Source organism: Pseudomonas sp. NPDC077186 (assembly GCF_044543505.1).
Classification (GTDB): domain Bacteria; phylum Pseudomonadota; class Gammaproteobacteria; order Pseudomonadales; family Pseudomonadaceae; genus Aquipseudomonas.
Map to the genome: position 1 here is coordinate 52,172 of NZ_JBITWE010000006.1, position 18,391 is coordinate 70,562.

Consider the following 18,391-nt stretch of genomic DNA (forward strand, 5'->3'; position numbering starts at 1 on the left):
CATGAAGCGTCATATCCGCGCAGAGCAGTTGGCCGACATCCTCTCCCCCGGAGAATCCGTCTACGTACCGGGCGGGATCGCGGTTCCCCTCGCCTTCCTCGCCGATCTGCAGGCACGCCCGGAGCACAGCCGCGACCTGCGCCTGCTGACCAGCATCGCGCCCGGTATCGATACCCCGTTCGATGTTGAGCGACTAGACCCCAGCGCCATCGTCAGCGGGTTGTTCATGCAGCCGTCGCTGCGCAACGCGCAACGCGCAGGACGCTACCGACTGCTGCCCATGAGCTACGGCGGCTTCGTGCGTCACCTGCGGGAATGCGCGGAGTTCGACCTGAGCGTGCTGCAGGTCAGCCCACCGGACGCCAACGGCCAATGTTCCCTTGGCCCCTCGGTGGAGTTCCTGCCACTGGCCGTGCGCCGGAGCCGACGCCTGCTGGCCCTGATCAACCCATCCCTGCCGCGCATCCCCGGAGCGGTCAGCCTGCCCTACGAGCGCTTCGACCACATCTGCGAGATCGACACGCCACTGCCGGAGTACCGCACCGATAGCGACGAGCCGACCCGCGCCATCGCCGGCCATATCGCCGGACTGATCGCCGACGGCAGTACCCTGCAGATGGGGCTGGGCAAGGTGCCCAGCGCACTGGCCAGAGCCCTGCGTGGCCATCGTGGCCTGCGACTGTTTTCCGGAATGCTCTCCGATGGTCTGCGCGAACTCGCCGAAGCTGGGGCACTGGACCTGGATTTTGCCCACACCGGCTGCGTGGTCGCCGGCAGCCGCGAGTTGTACGCCTGGTCCAGCGAATTCACACCGTTGCGGGTACTCGGCTGTGAGGTGACCCACGACGCACGCACCCTGGTCGGCCTGGAGCGCTTCGTCGCCGTCAACTCGGCCCTCGAAGTGGACCTGTTCGGCCAGTGCAACCTGGAACATGCCGAAGGCCGGGCGGTCAGCGGTGCCGGCGGCGCCCCGGACTTCGCTCGCGCGGCCCGCCTGGCCCCTGCTGGCCGCAGCATCATCGCCCTCAACGCCACCTACAAACGCGGCAGCGTCTCACGCATCGTGCCCTGCCTGGATGACCTGTCCATTACCTCCCTGTCGCGCATCGACGTCGACCTGGTGGTCACCGAGTTCGGTGTCGCCGACCTGCGTGGCGCCAGCGTCCAGCAGCGCGCCCAGGCACTGATCGGAATCGCTGCGCCGGACTTCCGTCCGGCGCTACAGGAAGCCTGGGAAAAGATCTGCCAGCGCCTGTGAATTGTCGTTTTCGACGGTGCCAGCCCACCCCTGCCGCCCTACATTGCCTCCGGGAGCAATGCCGGGGCATTGCCCTTGACGAGGAGAGTTGCAGTGTTTCAGGGCCACAACATCCAGGTGCGGAAAATCGAAGACGGCTTCGCCGAGTTGTGCTTCGACCGACATGAAGACTCTATCAACAAACTCGACGAGCACACCCTGCTGGAGTTGTCGCAAGCAGTCGAATCGATCGCCCGTGACGGCCACGTCCGGGGAGTGCTGATCAGCAGTGCGAAAAAAGTGTTCATTGTCGGTGCCGACATCAACGAATTCGCCAGCGCCTTCCGCCTCTCGGAGGCCGACCTCGCCGCGCGCAACCTGAAGCTCAATCGGGGCGTCAGCGGCCTGGAAGACCTGGCAATTCCCAGTGCGGTGGCGATCAATGGCATCGCCCTGGGCGGTGGCTTGGAACTGACACTGGCGGCCGCGCTGCGAGTGATGGCGGAAGAAGCCCAGATCGGCCTGCCGGAAGTCAAGCTGGGGCTGATCCCCGGCCTCGGCGGAACCCTGCGCACACCGCGCATTGCCGGTGCCGAGGTAGCGCTCAGGCTCATCACCGGCGGTGCGCCGCTCAACGCCTCCACGGCCCGCTCCCTGGGCCTGGTCGATGCGATCTGTCCTGCGCAAACCCTGCGCGCGACGGCGCTCGACCTACTGCGCCTGGCCTGCGAAGGCGACATCGACTGGCGACAGCGCCAGGCGCGCAAACGCCAGTTGCCCGCCGATGAAATCATCCAGCAACAGACCGCCTTCCAGGCCAGCCGGGAGGCCGTGGCCGCGCGCGCGGCGAAACACCAGCCAGCGGCCCTGGCCGCCCTCGACCTGATGGCGCGGGCCACGGCACACTCCCGCGACGTCGCACTGGCCCTGGAGGCCAAATGCTTCGCCCGGGTGGCGCAAACCCAGGCCGCGCATGCGCTGATTCAGGCCTTTCACAATGAACAGGCACTGAAGAAGCTGTTTCGCCAGCATGGCCGCGACGGACGCCCGGTCAGGCAGATGGCAGTGCTGGGTGCCGGCATCATGGGCGGCGGTATCGCCTTCACCAGCGCCCTGCATGGCGTACCGACCCGCCTCAAAGACCTCGCCCCGGCCCAGCTCGAGCTCGGCATGCACGAGGTGCAGCGGCAATTGACACGCCAGGTCAAGAGTGGCCGCCTGGATGCGGAACGAGCACAAGGCGTGCGCGACAGGCTCGTCCCACAACTGGATGACAGCGGCTTCGATACCGTGAATCTGGTGGTCGAAGCCATCGTCGAGCGCCTCGATACCAAGCGCACGGTGCTGGCTGAACTGGAACGGCACTTGCCCAGCGATGCGGTTATCGCCAGCAACACCTCCAGCCTGCTGATCGACGATATCGCCCTGGCCCTGGCCCGCCCAGAGAACTTCGTCGGCATGCACTTCTTCAACCCGGTGCCCGCCATGGCTCTGGTAGAAGTGGTGCAGGGCCGCCAGACCCGGGCCACAACGGTTTCCACTGCCGTTGCCCATGCCCTGGCAATGGGCAAGACCCCCATCGTGGTCAAGGATTGCCCGGGCTTCCTGGTCAACCGGATCCTGACCCCCTATGTCATCGCCTTCCTGCAACTGGTCGCCGAAGGCGCCGATTTCGCCCAGGTAGATCGAGCAATGGAAGCGTTCGGTTGGCCCATGGGACCAGCCTGGCTGCAGGACGTGATCGGTATGGATACCGGTGCTCACGTCTGGCGGATCATCAGCGCCGGCTATCCCCAGCGTATGGTCTTGCCGGAACGCGACGCGGTGAACCTGCTAGTGCAACACAAACGCTACGGACAAAAGAGCGGCGTCGGCTTTTATCGCTACGACATGGCTGCCAGCGGCAAGCCACACAAAACTCCGGCGGATGAGACCTACGCATTGCTCGCGGCACTCCAGCCAGACCGCCCCGGTACGTTCAGCGACAGCGAGATCATCGAACGCATGATGCTGCCCATGATCGTCGAAGCCGCCCACGCCCTCGAGGATGGTGTGGTGGCCAGCGCCGCCGAACTGGATGTGGCCCTGCTGCTCGGCCTGGGCTTCCCCGCCTATCTCGGCGGCCCCCTGAAGTATGCCGACTGGCTCGGCCTCGATCATGTGGTGAAGCAATGCGAGCGCCATGCGGCCCTCGGCCGGCACTACATGGCCACCGACACCATGCACGCACTGGCCGCCACGCGGCATACATTCCACCCGGCCTGACGCCCTAAGCGCAGCAGGCCCTCACTCAGAAGGACTCCCGCATGAAACTCGACTCCAGCGTATCGGCCGTCGTCACCGGCGGCGCCTCCGGTCTCGGCGCCGCCGTGGCCCGGCGGCTCGCCGCCCATGGCGTCAAGGTCGCCCTGTTCGACCTCAACGAAACCCTCGGTGAAACGCTGGCCTGGGAAATCGGCGGCGTTTTCTGCAAGGTCAACGTCACCGACGAGGCGCAAGTGGATGCGGCCTTCGCCAGAGCCCGCGCGGCCCATGGCCAGGAGCGCATACTGGTCAACTGCGCCGGTATCGGTGCCGCGGCGAAAACCGCCAGCCGGGACAAAACCAGCGGCGAGAGCAAGCACTTCCCCCTGGAGCTCTTCGAACGAGTGATCCAGGTCAACCTGATTGGCGCGTTCCGCTGCATCGCCAAGGCCTCCGCCGGCATGCTGCAACTGCAGCCCGGTGTAGACGACGAGCGCGGCGTGATCATCAACACTGCCTCGGTAGCGGCCCAGGACGGGCAGGTCGGCCAGGCCGCCTACGCCGCCTCGAAGGCAGCCATCGTCGGCATCACCCTGCCGGTCGCTCGCGACCTGATGGGCGACGGCATTCGCATCAACACCATCATGCCGGGGATTTTCGACACGCCATTGATGCAGGGCGCCCCGGACAACGTGAAGGCCGCTCTGGCGGCATCGGTGCCGTTCCCCCGGCGCTTCGGCCACCCCGACGAGTTTGCCGCGCTCGCCGAAACCATGATCACCACCACTTATTTCAACGGCGAATCGGTGCGCCTCGACGGCGCGATTCGCATGCCGCCTCGTTGAGTCGGCCCTCGCCCCCCTTCTTTCCACCCACAGGAGAAACACACATGGCTGAAGCATATATCGTCGCCGCGGTACGCACCGCCGGCGGCCGCCGCGGAGGACGCCTGTCCGGATGGCACCCGGTCGAGCTGGCGGCACAGGTTCTCGATGCCCTGCTCGAGCGCAGCGGTATCGACCCGGCCGTCGTCGAAGACGTCATCATGGGCTGCGTGCAGCAGGCCGGCGAGCAGTCCAACAATATTGGCCGCAACGCGGTGCTCGCTTCGCGCCTGCCGGAGTCGGTGCCCGGCACGACCCTGGACCGGCAGTGCGGATCGTCGCAGCAGGCCCTGCATTTCGCTGCCCAGGCGGTGATGTCCGGTAGCATGGACGTGGTGATCGCGGCGGGCGTGGAAGCCATGAGCCGCGTACCGATGTTCGTGCCGCAGAAGCTCGCCCAGGAGAATGGGCTTGGCGAATACATGAGTCCGGAAATCCGTCGTCGCTATCCTGCCGGTGACTTCAGCCAGTTCGTTGGTGCGGAACTCATCGCCCAGCGCTTCGGTTTCTCCCGCGGGGATCTGGAACGCTTTGCCCTCGCCACCACACAGCGGGCAATCAAAGCCACCCAAGCGGGGCGCTTCAGCAAAGAAATCCTCCCCGTCGAAGTACGCCTCGCCGATGGGACGCGCCCCGGCGAGATGCATATCGTGGACGAAGGCATCCGTTTCGACGCGACGCTGGAAAGCATCCAGGCGGTCAAGCTGCTGAACGAAGGTGGCAGCATTTCCGCCGCCACCGCCAGCCAGATCTGCGACGGCGCCAGCGGCGTCATGGTAGTCAGCGAGCGAGCCCTCAAGACCCTGGGCCTGACACCACTGGCGCGGGTGCACCACATGAGCGTGCTGGGTGGCGATCCCTGGGTGATGCTCGACGTGCCGCTGGCGGCTACCGAGGCGGCGCTGCGCAAGGCCGGTATGAAGATCGACGACATCGACCTGTACGAAGTCAACGAAGCCTTCGCGCCGGTTCCCCTGGCCTGGCTGAAGACAACCGGAGCCGACCCCGAGCGGCTGAACGTTAACGGCGGCGCCATCGCCCTGGGTCATCCCCTCGGCGCCTCCGGCACCAAGCTGATGACAACGCTGATCAACGCTCTTGAGCAGCGCGGAAAACGTTATGGCCTGCAGACGATGTGCGAAGGCGGCGGCATGGCCAACGTCACCATCATCGAACGCTGCTGATTGCCATCAGGGAGCACGGCCACAATGAATCTCGAATATGTCTTCGGCTACAGCGCCCCGATAATCGACGTTTATGCTGTGGGCGGCCCCTTCGGCAAGCGCAGGATTGCCCGCTGCGGAGCCGGCACGATCAGCGGCCCCAAGCTCAACGGCGAGGTGCTGGACGGCGCGCACGACTGGATACTCGACGGCCCCGACGGTTGGGGCCGGATCGACGTGCGTGCACAGTTCCACACCCACGACGGCAGCGTGATTTACGCTCAGTATCTCGGGGTTCTCGAATACAACGAGAAATACCGGGTGGCGGTTCGCAATGGCGGCGAGACCGCCTTCGAGGATCACTACTTCCGTAGCACTCCCCGCTTTGAAACGGATGCCCCCCAATATGCCTGGCTGACCCAATCGGTCTTCGTCGGGCGGGGTCGCCTCCTGCCCGGATTTTCCATCTGCTGGGAGATCTACCGGGTCACCTGAACCACTGGGATCGAGGATGGGTGGAATTGCCGAGAGTGCTTCCACCAGTTACCGCGAAACGACTAAGCCATCACCAGCAAACACCTGGCCTTGTGCCGGGTGTTTTTTGTTCGGTGGGATGACGGATTACGCCGCTGCGCGACTAATCCATTCTACGACTGAACCAGGGAGCGTACCTGAACGGCTCCCGCGTCGTCCTTACAGCGTAAATTCCTCGACCAGTTGCACCAGATTGCCGTCATGATCGTGGAACAGGAACGACTTCAGCCGACCACCACCCACAGCCCATACGTACTCGGTCTGGGTCTGGTAACCCGCCGCACGGATGGTCTGGAACCATTGGTCGATATCACTCACACGCAAGGCCAGTTCGGTAATGCCGGTATGGCCGTAGCCGAGATACTCCCTCGGCGTCCGCTGCACCTGTGGATTCTCCGGCTGCTGCAGTTCGAGCTTGGCCCCCGTGGTGGAGACCAGCATGACCATGCGCGATCTTGCACCGCGTACATGGAAAATGTCATCCAGGGTGCCCTGGGCGAAGAACGCGCCCTCCTCGTCCGGAATCAGCGTATCGATATAGACTGAAAAACCCAGGGTGTCCCGGTAAAGCCTGAGCGCCAGCTCCATATCGCTGACCACCAGGCACATGTGATGGAAGTCCATTGCAGTGCTCCTCGTTCTTGTTGGATTTTCTCGTCAGAGTCTGGCGCAGCGGACGCCGGGTATTGCCCCCGGCGCCACGCTCTCAGGTCTCAGCCATGCACATGCAGCTTGGGTGGCAGCAGGCTCAGCACGGCCGGGATGATCAAGATCGCCCCCACCATGTTCCACAGGAACATGATCGCCAGCAGCAAGCCCATGTCGGCCTGGAACTTGATGTCGGAGAGCAGCCAGGTCGCCACCCCCAGGGCCAAGGTAACGGCGGTCACCGCAATGGCTGCCCCCGTGGTCTTGAGCGTTTCGCCATAGGCCTCCTTCAGGCTCATACCCATCCGCAGGTAGTTTTCGAGGCGATTGTAGAGGTAGATGCCGTAATCGACGCCTATTCCCACCCCCAGCACGATCACCGGCAAGGTCGCCACTTTGACGCCGAGCCCGAGCCTGGCCATGATCGCCTCGCACAGTATCGAGGTGATGAGCAGCGGCAGGATCAGGGCGATGGTCACCCGCCATGACTTGAACTCCCAGAACACCAGCAGCGCGACCACTGCATAGACCAGCAACAGCATCAGGCGCTCGGCCTGCTTGACCACGATATTGGTCACTGCCTCGATACCCGCATTGCCCGCGGCGAGGAGAAATTCGGCATGCTCGTTGTTGTTCTCGGCGGCGAAGCCCTCGACCGCGGCAACCACCCGCGCCAGGGTGTCTGCCTTGTGGTCTTCGAGAAACAGCAGGATCGACAGCATCGAGCAGTCGTATTTATAGAAATCCTGCCGTGTCATGCGCATGATATTGCTGGAAACGTACTCGTCCCTGGACAGTCCGTACCATTTCAGACTGCCGCCCTGGGTGGCGGCGATCAGGGCTTTCATGTCCATGGCCAGAGACTGGATTCCGACCACACCATCGACATCGCTCATTACCGCCTGGAAGCGATCCACCGCCGAGATCACCGGGTAGGTACCACAACTGCCCGGCTGGGTTTTGACCATGACCACGAACAGATCGGCGCTGTTGGCATAGTTGGCGCTCAGGAAGGCGACGTCCCTGTTGTAGCGCGAATCCGCCCGCAACTCCGGCGCCCCCGGATCAAGATCGCCGATGCGCAGGTCCCGCGCCATGTACAGCGATACGCCAAGCACTGCCAGGCCGACCAGCACGACCCCGACCGCCCAGCGCCGCTCGGTCAGCCGCGACAGGAAAGCGCCGGTCACGCGTCGCACCAGAGACTTGTCCTGCTCGCTCACCTTGAGCGCACGGTGGCGCAATCCTCTCTGCGAAATGTCGGTGTAGGACATGATCACCGGCAGCAGGAAGATCTTGGTGAAGATGATCACCAGCACACCGACGCAAGCGCTGATCGCCAGTTCCCGGATAACGCCGATATCTATCACCAGCAGGGTGGAAAAACCGACCACGTTGCACAGCAGGGCGATGGAACCGGGCACGAACAGCAGGCGGAAGGTCGCCTTCGCCGCCTCCATGCTGGAAAAACCCTGGAGACGCTCCGCCACCATGGTATTGATATTCTGGATCGCATGGCTGACGCCGATGGCGAAAGTCAGGAACGGCACCAGGGTCGAATAAGGATCGAGCGCGTAGCCCATCAGGCGCACGACACCCAATTGCCACAACACCGCTAGGCTGCAACAGAAGATCACCGACAGGGTGCTGCGCCAACAGCGCGAGTAAAAGTACAGCAAGCCGATCGTCAACACGAAAGTGATGGCGAAGAATAGCGCCATATTGCGCACACCCTCGATCAGATCACCCATGATCTTGGCGAAGCCGGTGATGTGGATGCGTACCCCTTCGCCGGCATACTTGTCGCGCACCAGATGCTCCAGGCGCTCGGACAGCAGGCCATAGTCGAGTTGGTCGCCGGTCTGCGGGTCTATTTCGAGCAGGGGCACCAGGATCACGGTGGAGCGGTAGTCGTTGGCCACCAGACTGCCAATGGTGCCCGAACGTGCCACATTGTGTCTCACCCGCGCGACGCTCTCGGAAGCTCCGTCGAAGTCATCGGGAATCACCAGGCCGCCAACGATCCCGTCCTCGGTCACCTCACGCCAGAATACGTTGGGTGTCCACAGGGACTTCATGTTGCCGCGATCCACGCCGGGGATGTAGAACACCTCGTCGTTGATCTTCTTCAGCGTGAACAGGAAGTCCTTATCGTAGATGTCGCCTCCGGTGTGCTCGACGACGATCCGCAACACGTTGCCCATCTTGCGCAGATCGTCCTCGTAGGCCAGGTAGTTTTCGATATACGGGTGGCTGGCCGGGATCATCTTCTGGAAGCTCGCCTCCATATCGATCTTCGACGCGTGCCAACCGAGGAATATCGACAGGAGGCAGAAAACCGCCAGCACCCAGCCGCGGTGATGGAACAGAACGCCCTCGGCGAAATCCGCGAGGGCGCGCACGCCCTTGTGCGTTTCGATATCGACATCGGATAGCGGCAGTACTTCCTTGCCTTTTTGAGTCATCAGGTCTGTCATTTCACTTCCCGTTCCCGGTAACAAGCTGGACGCCCCCGCTGCCTGTCAGCACCAGCGAGCCGTCGGTAAGGGGGATGGCGGCGGCGATGCGCCCCGGCGTGGCGGCGATCACGGATACGAAACGCACGCCCTCGTCATCGCTACGCAGGAGCTGGCCACCAGCATCGATCAGGCGCAACGAACCATCAGCGGCCACGAAACCGGCCACGATATTCGTCTTCACCCCGCTGTTGCCCTCGGCCCAACTAGCGCCGCCATCCCGCGACACGAAGACGCGACCGCCGAAACCGTAGACGAGCAGAATCTCATCGCCCCTCGCATCGTGAAAAGCCAGCAGCCCGTACAACTGGCCGTTGTAGCCGGTCTCCCGACGTTGCCAGCTATCCCCGCCATCGGCCGAGATATGCACCGCGCCCCCCTCGCCCACCACCGCCAGCTTGCCCGAGGGCGTATGGGCGATGGCGTTGTAATGGAAGCCTTCCGGGTTATCCAGGCGGTCGCCGATATAGCGCCAGGTGTCGCCGCCATCGTCGGTACGGAACAATTGGCCGAAGGAGCCGACGACAAAGCCCTGCCGGGCATCCTTGAACCAGAGGTCGAACAAGGGCCGGGATGGACCGAAGCGGGAACCCGCCTCGGCATCCGCCAATGCCTCCTCGGCCAGCTCCAGTTCGTCCTGCAGAGAATCCGCCGCCTCATCCATGCCTTGAGCGCGCTCCCGCACTTTCTTGAGTCGGCTTTGGGCAGCCGCCAGAATCTGCGCGTTGGCCGCATTGCCGTCGAACAGCCTGATCCAAGTCTGCCCACCGTCCCGCGTGCCGAGAATCACCCCGCCGTGGCCTGCTGCCCAGCCGGTTCTGGTATCGAAAAAAAACACAGCGGTCAGATTGACCGAAACGGGCACTTCGGCCTGCCGCCAGCCATGGCCTTTGTCATCGGACAGGATGATGGTGCCCTGCTCGCCAACCGCCACTAGGCGCCCATCGCCCAAGGCTGCTACATCCACCAGCAGCTTCTCTGCCGGCCTGTCCGACAACCGGGCTGGCAAAAGCAGCGGATCAATGAAAGTCCGATCCTGCGCCGAGGCACCAGTTGCTGCCAGCAACACGGCCAACATCCAGGTGCGTTTGAAATACGACGAAAAAAAGATCACTGCTATCCCTCTAGTGTGAGCGTTGAGGGGAACCGGCCAGCATTGCTTTCCAGTTCCCCCAACGATCTGCCGCTACGCCGATCAGCACTTGTACCAGGCGTCATCGACGCGCTGGCGCTGCTGAATCGGCATAGGGAATTTCTGGAACTAGCGCGCCAGTCGCTTCATGTTGGAGGGATCGAAATATCCAGGCCTGTAAGTTTGATTGAATACCACTGGTTGCTCCTGATTGGCCAGGCCCGCAACAAAGTAGCGTCCGGACTGGAGGTCGTACGACACTTCAGCAGCGGTCCAGGTGCAGGGGCAATCGTAGTAATAGGTGGGGAAAATTTCCTGGACACGCCAAAGTTCACCACGCCCATCATAGTTATCCACATGCACGGGCTGGAAACTGTCCTCATCCACCAACAGTCTACGTTTGCTGTAGATATGCCGCGCACCCGACTTCAGCGTACCCTCAAGTACATAGACGCGATGCAGCTCATAGCGCAGCAAATCCGGATTGATGTTTTTCTTACCGACGATATCGGTATATCTCAAACTCTTGTCCGTCAGTTTGAAGTTGTTGTATGGAACAATCATCTCTTCCTTGCCAACCAGCTTCCATTCGAAGCGCTCCGGCGAGCCATTGATGCCATCGAAGCTGTCTTGAGTGAGCAGACCGTCGGTACCCGTGGCCGGACTGTCATATCCAACCTCCGGAGCCCGCAGCACACGTCGGGTGCCCGGATTGTATGCCCAGGCCTTGCGCGACTCGGCACTCTTGTCGATCGGCTCACGAACCAATGTCACGCCTCCCGCGATACTGGAAGGCGACAGGTAGTTGTAGGTAGCCTCGTACAGCAAGTTTGCCGGTGGATTGTCCATATTCCAGTAGAACTGAAGGTCTTCCTGCCAGACGGAAGGGGTGAAATTACCATCGGCCTGTACCGGAAAGCTCGCCAGGCGCCGCTTGTAGCTCCCACCCCGGGAACGCACCAAGACATTATGGTAGATTTCCAGACCAACCTTGGGCAGCGGGAAAGGCACAACAGATTTCGTCGTACCGCTATAGCCGTTTCCATCTTGCGTTAATTTTACTCCAGGCGCCTCCTTGGTAATTGCATCGTACTGGGCCTGGGTCAATGCATGGGTACGATGACTGGGATATACATTGATCTTGTAATCCGCATTCCGTTTCAACAGTTCGATACTGCCCTCAGGCAGGCGCGACGCATATTGGCTGTAATTACCCGCCGTGATGGTATACAGCGGCTTTTCATCGGGGAACGGCGATATATAGCCGCTCTTCGGGTCAAAACCTGCGGGCGGGGACGTGATGCCGCCATCCCAGGCAGGAATACTGCCATCGGCATTTCCAGCCTTGGGAGCGCCCCAGGGAGTAAGTTCCTTGCCAAGTTGTGAAAAGTCATCGGCAACAGCTACCGCCCCAGTTAGAGCAAAGACAGTGAACAGCTCACACATCATGATGGATTTAGTAAGTCTCATGAATTTTCCTCGAATTCTTATTCAAAAAATGCATCTGGTTTTTAACCTGTTGCCCTACAGGTTCATACCAATGACCAAGGAAATGAAGTCACGATCGCGAAATGAGTCGTACTTGGTGTCGTGATCGTAGGTCGTGTAGCTGAGATCCGCGTAATAGCGCTGCCGATAGTCGGCACGTACACCCAGGCCCAGGCTCTTGCGCCCTTCGAGGAAAATATTGTCGGCAGAGTAGCCCTTCACGTCATGGGAGAAGAATGCCCGGGGGGTCAGGTTGACGCCGAGAACGTTGTTGTATTGCAGAGTTGCCTGTGCCCGATAACCCCAGGCGTTGCTAGTCGCGAAACCATCGGTATCACAGCCTGCGTTTTGCGAGGAAGAACCATTGGAGACACAGTTGCCTGCCAGTCCATTGGCCGCCCAGCGTGCCGAGCCATACTCGAAGCCACGACCGTAACGGGTCGATGACAAGGGGTCACCAATGCCGCTCCAATGCTGATAGGCCACTTCACCCATCAGCGAGAGAGTGTCCGCACCGACCATCCGCCCGAGGTAGGCAAACGACTGGATCGTCGAAACCTGGATCTGAGTCTTGTCCTTGACATCGTAGCCGCGGAATATCCCGCCAACCGGGATATTGGCGAACGGTCCCTTGGTCTGGCCAAGAATGCCCCCCTTCTGGATGCCGTAGCCGCCAACCAGATCAGCCCCGTTGATCTGTACCGGGAAATCCTTGGTATGACTGATTTCGCCAAACACCGACCAGCCGCCCAGTTCAGTGGCGGCACTGAGTCCGTAGACCTTGATGTTGTTAGCGCTCCAGTCCCAGAAGCCCTGTATTGCAGTTGGGCCACTGGACAGCGGACCTCCTGCCGTGGAAGGGCTATTGCGCAGGCTGATGCGTGGCGAAGTTGTCGTGTAGTTGACGAAATAGGCCCCCACATCGACGTCCCCGATCATTCTCTTGACCGAGAATCCATAGGAGCCGGAATCCCTTGGGTACTGGTTGACCCCCGTGATTCTCCCCAGGTTGGCGGCCAGGGCATCGCCATCGGGCATGCCGGTCAGATTCACCAGTGCATAGGTCGAGTCCTGGCAGTTCATGCTGTCGCTGACGCTCCAGTAGGTACCGCAGCCCTCCAGCACAGTGCGCTGAACCTTCAATTTATAGAAGGTTTCGAAACTCCACTCCCCTACCCCCAGGTTGAGTGAAATCTGTTGCGTCGGCAGAATGATTTCCTTCACTTGCGCCCCAGCGCGGCGCGCCGCTGAAACATCGACCGGGTTGTACTGGTTGATGCCGCCGCTAATGAACAGGCTCTCGCCCCAGTTCACCGCATGGCTGCCGAGTTTGAAGCTCAAATAGGAATTGTCCGTTGGCGCAAAACCGCCAAAGCCGTACCAATCCAGCAGTTCGATACCACTGAACTTGGACAGGCGGTCATTGTACTCGCTGTCTTCAAGACGGCTGTCGGCAGCGTAACCATTGGCATTGCTGCCATGGGAAACCTTGCGATCCTTCTGGGTATAGTCGTACCAGCCCTTCCCGCGCAGGAATACACCGAAACCATTCTTTTCGACCTGGAGTTCGCCAATGACCTTGGCAATAGTCGAGAAGTTGTCGCCCTTGTTCTTGTAGTTCAGATTACCGTCGTCGGTGGATGAGGACGGCATCGACCCACCATTCTGCCTGCCGATTAGCGCCGTATCCGCATCCCGGGTGCGCCAGGATGAACCAAGCGACATATCGAGCCCCCAGCGCCCGGTCACACCATTGTCAAACTCGAATGGACCTGCCTGCACGCCCTCCGATGCGCATGCTGTAGCCACTATGGCGACACACAACTTGAGTTGTCGATATGGCGCAACCCACCTCAGTTCGGATTTCACTGACATCACATAGCACCTCTTTTATTGTTGTTCTGTTCAAGCCGGCTCGCTCTTGAGTGCAGCCTGCGAATCGCCCACTTCACAATCCACTGGGTCACTTCATACCTGACGAGCTTGAAGGCAGACACTGTCGTTTCGGCAGAAGCCGCTCACATGAAACGCCAGGCTATCCACCGGGTCATCGTCCGAAACGACAGTTCTGGGAGAGGTACCGCGACGCAGGATAAGCCCTCAGTCAGCTCCGCGCACTCCGGGGTCGATTCGGCGCTTACCCAGCATCCGAAAGCAGCACCTGCCGCAGTTGCTGTCTGCGCCTCTCGTCCAGCCCCGCAACCGCGACCAGATAGGCGTCGAGAGAACCGTGATCACGCACGATCTGATCGAAGGAGGCATCCAGAAACTCGGCACTGACATCACCCAGGACAGCGGCGGCATCCGCCACCCGAGCAGGTATGCCGTCGTGAAAAGCCTGCCGCAGCATGGCTGCCATGTACCCCGTCCGGACGAATTCCCCCGAGCTCCGCAAGTAGTCCCGGCGAATTTCTGCCATTGGCACACCCAGCGCCCACAGCAAGATTGCACAGACGAATCCGGTGCGATCCTTGCCTGCCTGGCAATGAATGAGCAATCGCCCCGCGCTCGCTGAAAGACAGTGCTCGAACAGGGCCGGGAATACCCCAGCCAGGGTGCGAGGCATTTGCCTGTAGACGCCATGCATCATCCGCCGCGCACGCTCATCATCGAAGTCCGGCGCCTGCAGGCGCTGCACCCAGTCGATGGGCTTGGCATCCTGCAATCCCACCTGGCTTTCGGGCGCCACCTTACGGATACGGCCCAACGCGGAAAATATGCCCGCATCCCCCGCGCGCTCCGAAGCGCTGCGCAAGTCAAACACCACCTCCAGTTTCTCCGCCCAATTACCAACGCTCGGCGTCGTCCGCGAAATAAGGCCCGAGCGAAACAACCGCCCCCACTCGACGACACGCCCATCGGCGCTGGCAATGCCGCCCAGATCACGAAAATTGGGCAGCTCCTCGAAAGTACTCATAAGACCTACTTCGACGCACTCTGGTGTCTTGACTGAAATTGATCCGCAGGCAGCAAAACCACGTTATGCCCCGCCACCATGAGCACAGCCTAATAGGAACGAGCCATATCCTCCGACGTCGTAAACGACATCAGCCCTATGTTTGAACGCCTTCCCACACAAAGCCCATACCTCCTCAAAATCGTCTTTTCCGCTGATGCCGAGCGAAGAAAACAGCCACAGAATTCCGGACGGGAATCAGTCGATGCATCGAAGCGCCTGGGGGCCCATCTCATAACCGCTGCAAACACCTGCAAGCGGACTGCTACCTGATGCACCTCTCAGGCCTCAAGTCCTAGGAAGGTTGCTCTGCTACCAAAGAAAGGAGGGGAAATGGAGCGAGAATTCATGGTGTTTGACGTGCTGATCGTGGGCGGTGGACCGGCCGGATTGGCAGCGGCGATACGCGTGAAGCAACTCGCTGCCAAAAACAACCACGACGTTTCGGTGTGCCTGATCGAAAAAGGTGGAGAAATTGGTGCCCATATCCTGTCCGGCGCGGTGATGGACCCACGGGCGTTGACCGAACTCTTTCCCGATTGGAAGGAGCGCGGCGCACCACTCGATACCGCCGTCACCGCAGACCGTGTTGTCTTTCTTAGCGAGAGCGGAGGTACCACCATCCCGAACAACCTGCTGCCGGAGTGTTTCATCAACCACGGCAACTACATCGTCCGCCTGGGCAACGTCGCCAGGTGGCTGGGCGAGCAGGCCGAAGCACTGGGTGTGGAAATCTATCCCGGCTTCGCCGCCAACGAGATCCTGTACGACGAATCGGGGGCGGTGAAGGGCGTAGTCACTGGCGACATGGGACTTACCCGAGCAGGCAAGCCAGGTCCCAACCACCAGCTAGGCATGGAGTTGCACGCCAAATACACGCTGTTCGCCGAAGGCTGCCGAGGCCATCTCGGCAAGCGACTCGAGGCCAGATACAACCTGCGCGACGGGGTCGATCCACAGACCTACGGCATCGGTATCAAGGAACTGTGGGAAGTACCGGTCGAGAACCACCACCCCGGCCTGGTGGTACACACCGCCGGCTGGCCGATGGACAGCAGCACTTACGGGGGAGGCTTCGTCTATCACCTGGAAGACAATCTGGTCTCGGTCGGCTACGTGGTCGGCCTCAACTACACCAACCCTCACCTGTCGCCGTTCGAAGAGTTCCAACGCTACAAGACGCACCCGGAGATACGGACGTATCTCGAAGGCGGCAAACGCCTCGCCTACGGTGCCCGCGCCATCACCGCTGGCGGCTTGCAGAGCCAGCCTCGTCTGGTCTTTCCCGGTGGCGCGCTGATCGGTGACGACGCCGGCTTCCTCAACGCCGCGCGGATCAAAGGCAGCCATGCCGCGATCAAGTCCGGCATGCTCGCCGCCGAGGCCACCTTCGACGCCCTGGTCGCCGGGCGCCAGCGCGACACGCTCACGTCCTTCCCAGTGGCTTTTCGAGAGTCCTGGCTGTACGCGGAGTTGCACAAGACACGCAACTTCAAACCCTATATGAAACGCGGCCTATGGTTGGGCTCGCTGCTTTTCGGTATCGACCAGAAGCTCTTCGGCGGTAAAGCACCGTGGACACTGCACAACAGCGCCGATCACGACAAACTCAAACCTGCCGCTGACTGCCCAAAAATCGACTACCCCAAGCCGGATGGCAAGATCAGCTTCGACCGTCTCTCGTCGGTGTTCCTGTCGAATACCAACCACGAAGAAGAGCAGCCTTGCCATCTGACCCTGAAGGATCAGGCCGTACCGATTACGGTGAACCTGGCTATCTACGACGCCCCCGAGCAGCGCTACTGCCCGGCCGGAGTGTACGAGATCGTCCGGGATGAGGAAGCCAACGCCCCCCGGCTGCAGATCAACGCGCAGAACTGCGTGCATTGTAAGACCTGCGATATCAAAGATCCGACCCAGAACATCGACTGGGTGACTCCCCAGGGTGGCGAAGGTCCGATCTATCAAGGCCTGTGACAGCCTGGCCTGTGATTAAACATGCGACTCGATGCCCGGGCGTCGAGAGCGTTCCTCTCATTAGCACTTAAAGTCTGGTGTCCACAATGACAGTCCAAACCTCCCAACAAAGCGCCATCCCTGCCGTCAAGCTGCTGATCAACGGCGAGTTCGTTGAATCGAAGACCGACCAGTGGCGCGACGTCGTCAACCCGGCCACCCAGGAAGTTCTTGCCCGCGTGCCCTTCGCCACCACCGAGGAAATGAACGCCGCCGTGGCCAGCGCCAAGGAAGCCTTCAAGACCTGGCGCAAGACCCCGATCGGTGCCCGCGCACGGATATTCCTCAAGTACCAGCAACTGATCCGTGAAAACATCAAGGAGCTTGCCGCCATCCTCACCGCCGAGCAAGGCAAGACCCTGCCGGATGCTGAAGGTGACGTGTTCCGTGGCCTGGAAGTGGTCGAACATGCGGCCAGCATCGGCAACCTGCAACTGGGCGAGTTGGCCAACAACGTAGCCAACGGCGTCGACACCTACACCCTGCTGCAACCGCTGGGCGTGTGCGCCGGCATCACCCCGTTCAACTTCCCGGCGATGATCCCGCTGTGGATGTTCCCGATGGCCATCGCCACCGGCAACACCTTCGTCCTCAAGCCCTCCGAACAGGACCCGATGGTAACCATGCGCCTGGTAGAACTGGCCCTGGAAGCTGGCGTGCCGCCGGGCGTGCTCAACGTCATCCACGGCGGGGTAGACGCGGTCAACCTGATCTGCGATCACCCGGACATCAAGGCGGTGTCCTTCGTCGGTTCGACCAAGGTCGGCACCCACGTCTACAACCGCGCCACGCAAAACGGCAAGCGCGCGCAATGCATGATGGGCGCGAAGAACCACGCCATCGTCCTGCCCGACGCCAACAAGCAGCAGACCCTCAACAACCTGCTCGGCGCCTCGTTCGGCGCCGCCGGCCAGCGCTGCATGGCGCTGCCGGTGGTGATCCTGGTCGGTGAAGCTCAACAGTGGCTGCCGGAGCTGGTCGAAAAGACCAAGACCCTGAAAATCAGCGGCGGCACCGAAGCCGGTGCGGACATCGGCCCGGTAGTGTCCTGCGCCGCGCTGGATCGCATCAGCGGCCTGATCGCCAAGGGCGAATCGGAAGGCGCACGCCTGGTGCTCGACGGCCGCAACCCGCAGGTCGCCGGCTACGAGAAAGGCAACTTCGTCGGCCCGACCATCTTCACCGACGTCACCACCGAGATGACCATCTACCGCGAAGAAATCTTCGGCCCGGTGCTGTGCATCCTCAATGCGGCGACCCTGGACGACGCCATCAAGCTGATCAACAGCAACCCCAACGGCAACGGTACCGCCATCTTCACCCGTTCCGGTGCCGCCGCCCGCCACTTCCAAGAAGAGATTGATGTCGGCCAGGTGGGCATCAACGTGCCGATCCCGGTACCGGTGCCGCTGTTCTCCTTCTCCGGCGCGCGTGCATCCAAGCTGGGTGACCTCGGTCCCTACGGCAAGCAGGTGATCCTGTTCTACACCCAGACCAAGACCGTCACCCAGCGCTGGTTCGACGAGGACGAAGTCGACAGCCCGGTGAACACCACCATCACCCTGAAATGACC

The 18,391-nt window shown here is 61.4% G+C and carries 13 protein-coding genes; 7 read left to right on the forward strand and 6 right to left on the reverse strand.

Annotated features, from left to right (window positions below):
- Position 1 precedes the first annotated feature (1 nt).
- From ACIGKL_RS20835 to ACIGKL_RS20855, 5 genes are all read left to right on the forward strand, one after another.
- On the forward strand, positions 2-1,258 hold the full coding sequence (locus tag ACIGKL_RS20835) for an acetyl-CoA hydrolase/transferase family protein (RefSeq protein WP_397488334.1): 1,257 nt from the start codon (positions 2-4) through the stop codon (positions 1,256-1,258).
- A gap of 93 nt (positions 1,259-1,351) precedes the next feature.
- Complete coding sequence (fadB, locus tag ACIGKL_RS20840; RefSeq protein WP_397488336.1) at positions 1,352-3,502, forward strand: fatty acid oxidation complex subunit alpha FadB; 2,151 nt, start codon at positions 1,352-1,354, stop codon at positions 3,500-3,502.
- Positions 3,503-3,543: 41 nt separating this feature from the next.
- The gene (locus ACIGKL_RS20845) at positions 3,544-4,326 is read left to right on the forward strand and encodes an SDR family NAD(P)-dependent oxidoreductase (RefSeq protein ID WP_397488337.1); all 783 of its coding nucleotides are present in this window, start codon (positions 3,544-3,546) and stop codon (positions 4,324-4,326) included.
- A 44-nt stretch (positions 4,327-4,370) separates the two neighbouring features.
- Positions 4,371-5,549, forward strand: a complete 1,179-nt coding sequence (locus ACIGKL_RS20850; protein WP_397488338.1) for an acetyl-CoA C-acetyltransferase — start codon at positions 4,371-4,373, stop codon at positions 5,547-5,549.
- Positions 5,550-5,573: 24 nt separating this feature from the next.
- Complete coding sequence (locus ACIGKL_RS20855) at positions 5,574-6,023, forward strand: DUF3237 domain-containing protein (RefSeq protein WP_397488339.1); 450 nt, start codon at positions 5,574-5,576, stop codon at positions 6,021-6,023.
- 198 nt (positions 6,024-6,221) lie between these two features.
- Here the strand turns inward: ACIGKL_RS20855 and ACIGKL_RS20860 are convergent, their stop codons facing one another.
- The 6 genes from ACIGKL_RS20860 to ACIGKL_RS20885 all read right to left on the reverse strand — a co-directional run bounded on the left by ACIGKL_RS20860 (position 6,222) and on the right by ACIGKL_RS20885 (position 14,763).
- Positions 6,222-6,686, reverse strand: a complete 465-nt coding sequence (locus ACIGKL_RS20860; RefSeq protein WP_397488340.1) for a VOC family protein — start codon at positions 6,684-6,686, stop codon at positions 6,222-6,224.
- Positions 6,687-6,775: 89 nt separating this feature from the next.
- Positions 6,776-9,187 carry an RND family transporter gene (locus ACIGKL_RS20865; RefSeq protein ID WP_397488341.1) on the reverse strand — a complete coding sequence of 804 codons (2,412 nt, stop codon included), beginning with the start codon at positions 9,185-9,187 and terminating at the stop codon, positions 6,776-6,778.
- A 1-nt stretch (position 9,188) separates the two neighbouring features.
- Positions 9,189-10,340, reverse strand: a complete 1,152-nt coding sequence (locus tag ACIGKL_RS20870; RefSeq protein WP_397488342.1) for a WD40/YVTN/BNR-like repeat-containing protein — start codon at positions 10,338-10,340, stop codon at positions 9,189-9,191.
- A 147-nt stretch (positions 10,341-10,487) separates the two neighbouring features.
- The gene (locus ACIGKL_RS20875; RefSeq protein ID WP_397488343.1) at positions 10,488-11,828 is read right to left on the reverse strand and encodes a DUF1329 domain-containing protein; all 1,341 of its coding nucleotides are present in this window, start codon (positions 11,826-11,828) and stop codon (positions 10,488-10,490) included.
- A 54-nt stretch (positions 11,829-11,882) separates the two neighbouring features.
- Positions 11,883-13,721 carry a DUF1302 domain-containing protein gene (locus ACIGKL_RS20880; protein WP_397488344.1) on the reverse strand — a complete coding sequence of 613 codons (1,839 nt, stop codon included), beginning with the start codon at positions 13,719-13,721 and terminating at the stop codon, positions 11,883-11,885.
- Between the two features lie 262 nt (positions 13,722-13,983).
- On the reverse strand, positions 13,984-14,763 hold the full coding sequence (locus ACIGKL_RS20885; RefSeq protein WP_397488345.1) for a tyrosine-protein phosphatase: 780 nt from the start codon (positions 14,761-14,763) through the stop codon (positions 13,984-13,986).
- A 372-nt stretch (positions 14,764-15,135) separates the two neighbouring features.
- Here ACIGKL_RS20885 and ACIGKL_RS20890 point away from each other — a divergent pair, with 372 nt between their 5' ends.
- Complete coding sequence (locus tag ACIGKL_RS20890) at positions 15,136-16,779, forward strand: electron transfer flavoprotein-ubiquinone oxidoreductase (RefSeq protein ID WP_397488346.1); 1,644 nt, start codon at positions 15,136-15,138, stop codon at positions 16,777-16,779.
- An 86-nt stretch (positions 16,780-16,865) separates the two neighbouring features.
- Positions 16,866-18,389, forward strand: a complete 1,524-nt coding sequence (locus tag ACIGKL_RS20895; RefSeq protein ID WP_397488347.1) for a CoA-acylating methylmalonate-semialdehyde dehydrogenase — start codon at positions 16,866-16,868, stop codon at positions 18,387-18,389.
- The last annotated feature ends 2 nt before the right edge of the window (positions 18,390-18,391 follow it).

Excerpts from the sequence above, each read along its gene's own strand:
- ACIGKL_RS20835 (WP_397488334.1), top strand. The coding sequence starts at position 2 with ATGAAGCGTCATATCCGCGCAGAGCAGTTGGCCGACATCCTCTCCCCC.
- ACIGKL_RS20845 (WP_397488337.1), top strand. The coding sequence starts at position 3,544 with ATGAAACTCGACTCCAGCGTATCGGCCGTCGTCACCGGCGGCGCCTCC.
- ACIGKL_RS20850 (WP_397488338.1), top strand. The coding sequence starts at position 4,371 with ATGGCTGAAGCATATATCGTCGCCGCGGTACGCACCGCCGGCGGCCGC.
- ACIGKL_RS20855 (WP_397488339.1), top strand. The coding sequence starts at position 5,574 with ATGAATCTCGAATATGTCTTCGGCTACAGCGCCCCGATAATCGACGTT.
- ACIGKL_RS20860 (WP_397488340.1), bottom strand. The coding sequence starts at position 6,686 with ATGGACTTCCATCACATGTGCCTGGTGGTCAGCGATATGGAGCTGGCG.
- ACIGKL_RS20865 (WP_397488341.1), bottom strand. The coding sequence starts at position 9,187 with ATGACAGACCTGATGACTCAAAAAGGCAAGGAAGTACTGCCGCTATCC.
- ACIGKL_RS20875 (WP_397488343.1), bottom strand. The coding sequence starts at position 11,828 with ATGAGACTTACTAAATCCATCATGATGTGTGAGCTGTTCACTGTCTTT.
- ACIGKL_RS20880 (WP_397488344.1), bottom strand. The coding sequence starts at position 13,721 with ATGTCAGTGAAATCCGAACTGAGGTGGGTTGCGCCATATCGACAACTC.
- ACIGKL_RS20885 (WP_397488345.1), bottom strand. The coding sequence starts at position 14,763 with ATGAGTACTTTCGAGGAGCTGCCCAATTTTCGTGATCTGGGCGGCATT.
- ACIGKL_RS20890 (WP_397488346.1), top strand. The coding sequence starts at position 15,136 with ATGGAGCGAGAATTCATGGTGTTTGACGTGCTGATCGTGGGCGGTGGA.
- ACIGKL_RS20895 (WP_397488347.1), top strand. The coding sequence starts at position 16,866 with ATGACAGTCCAAACCTCCCAACAAAGCGCCATCCCTGCCGTCAAGCTG.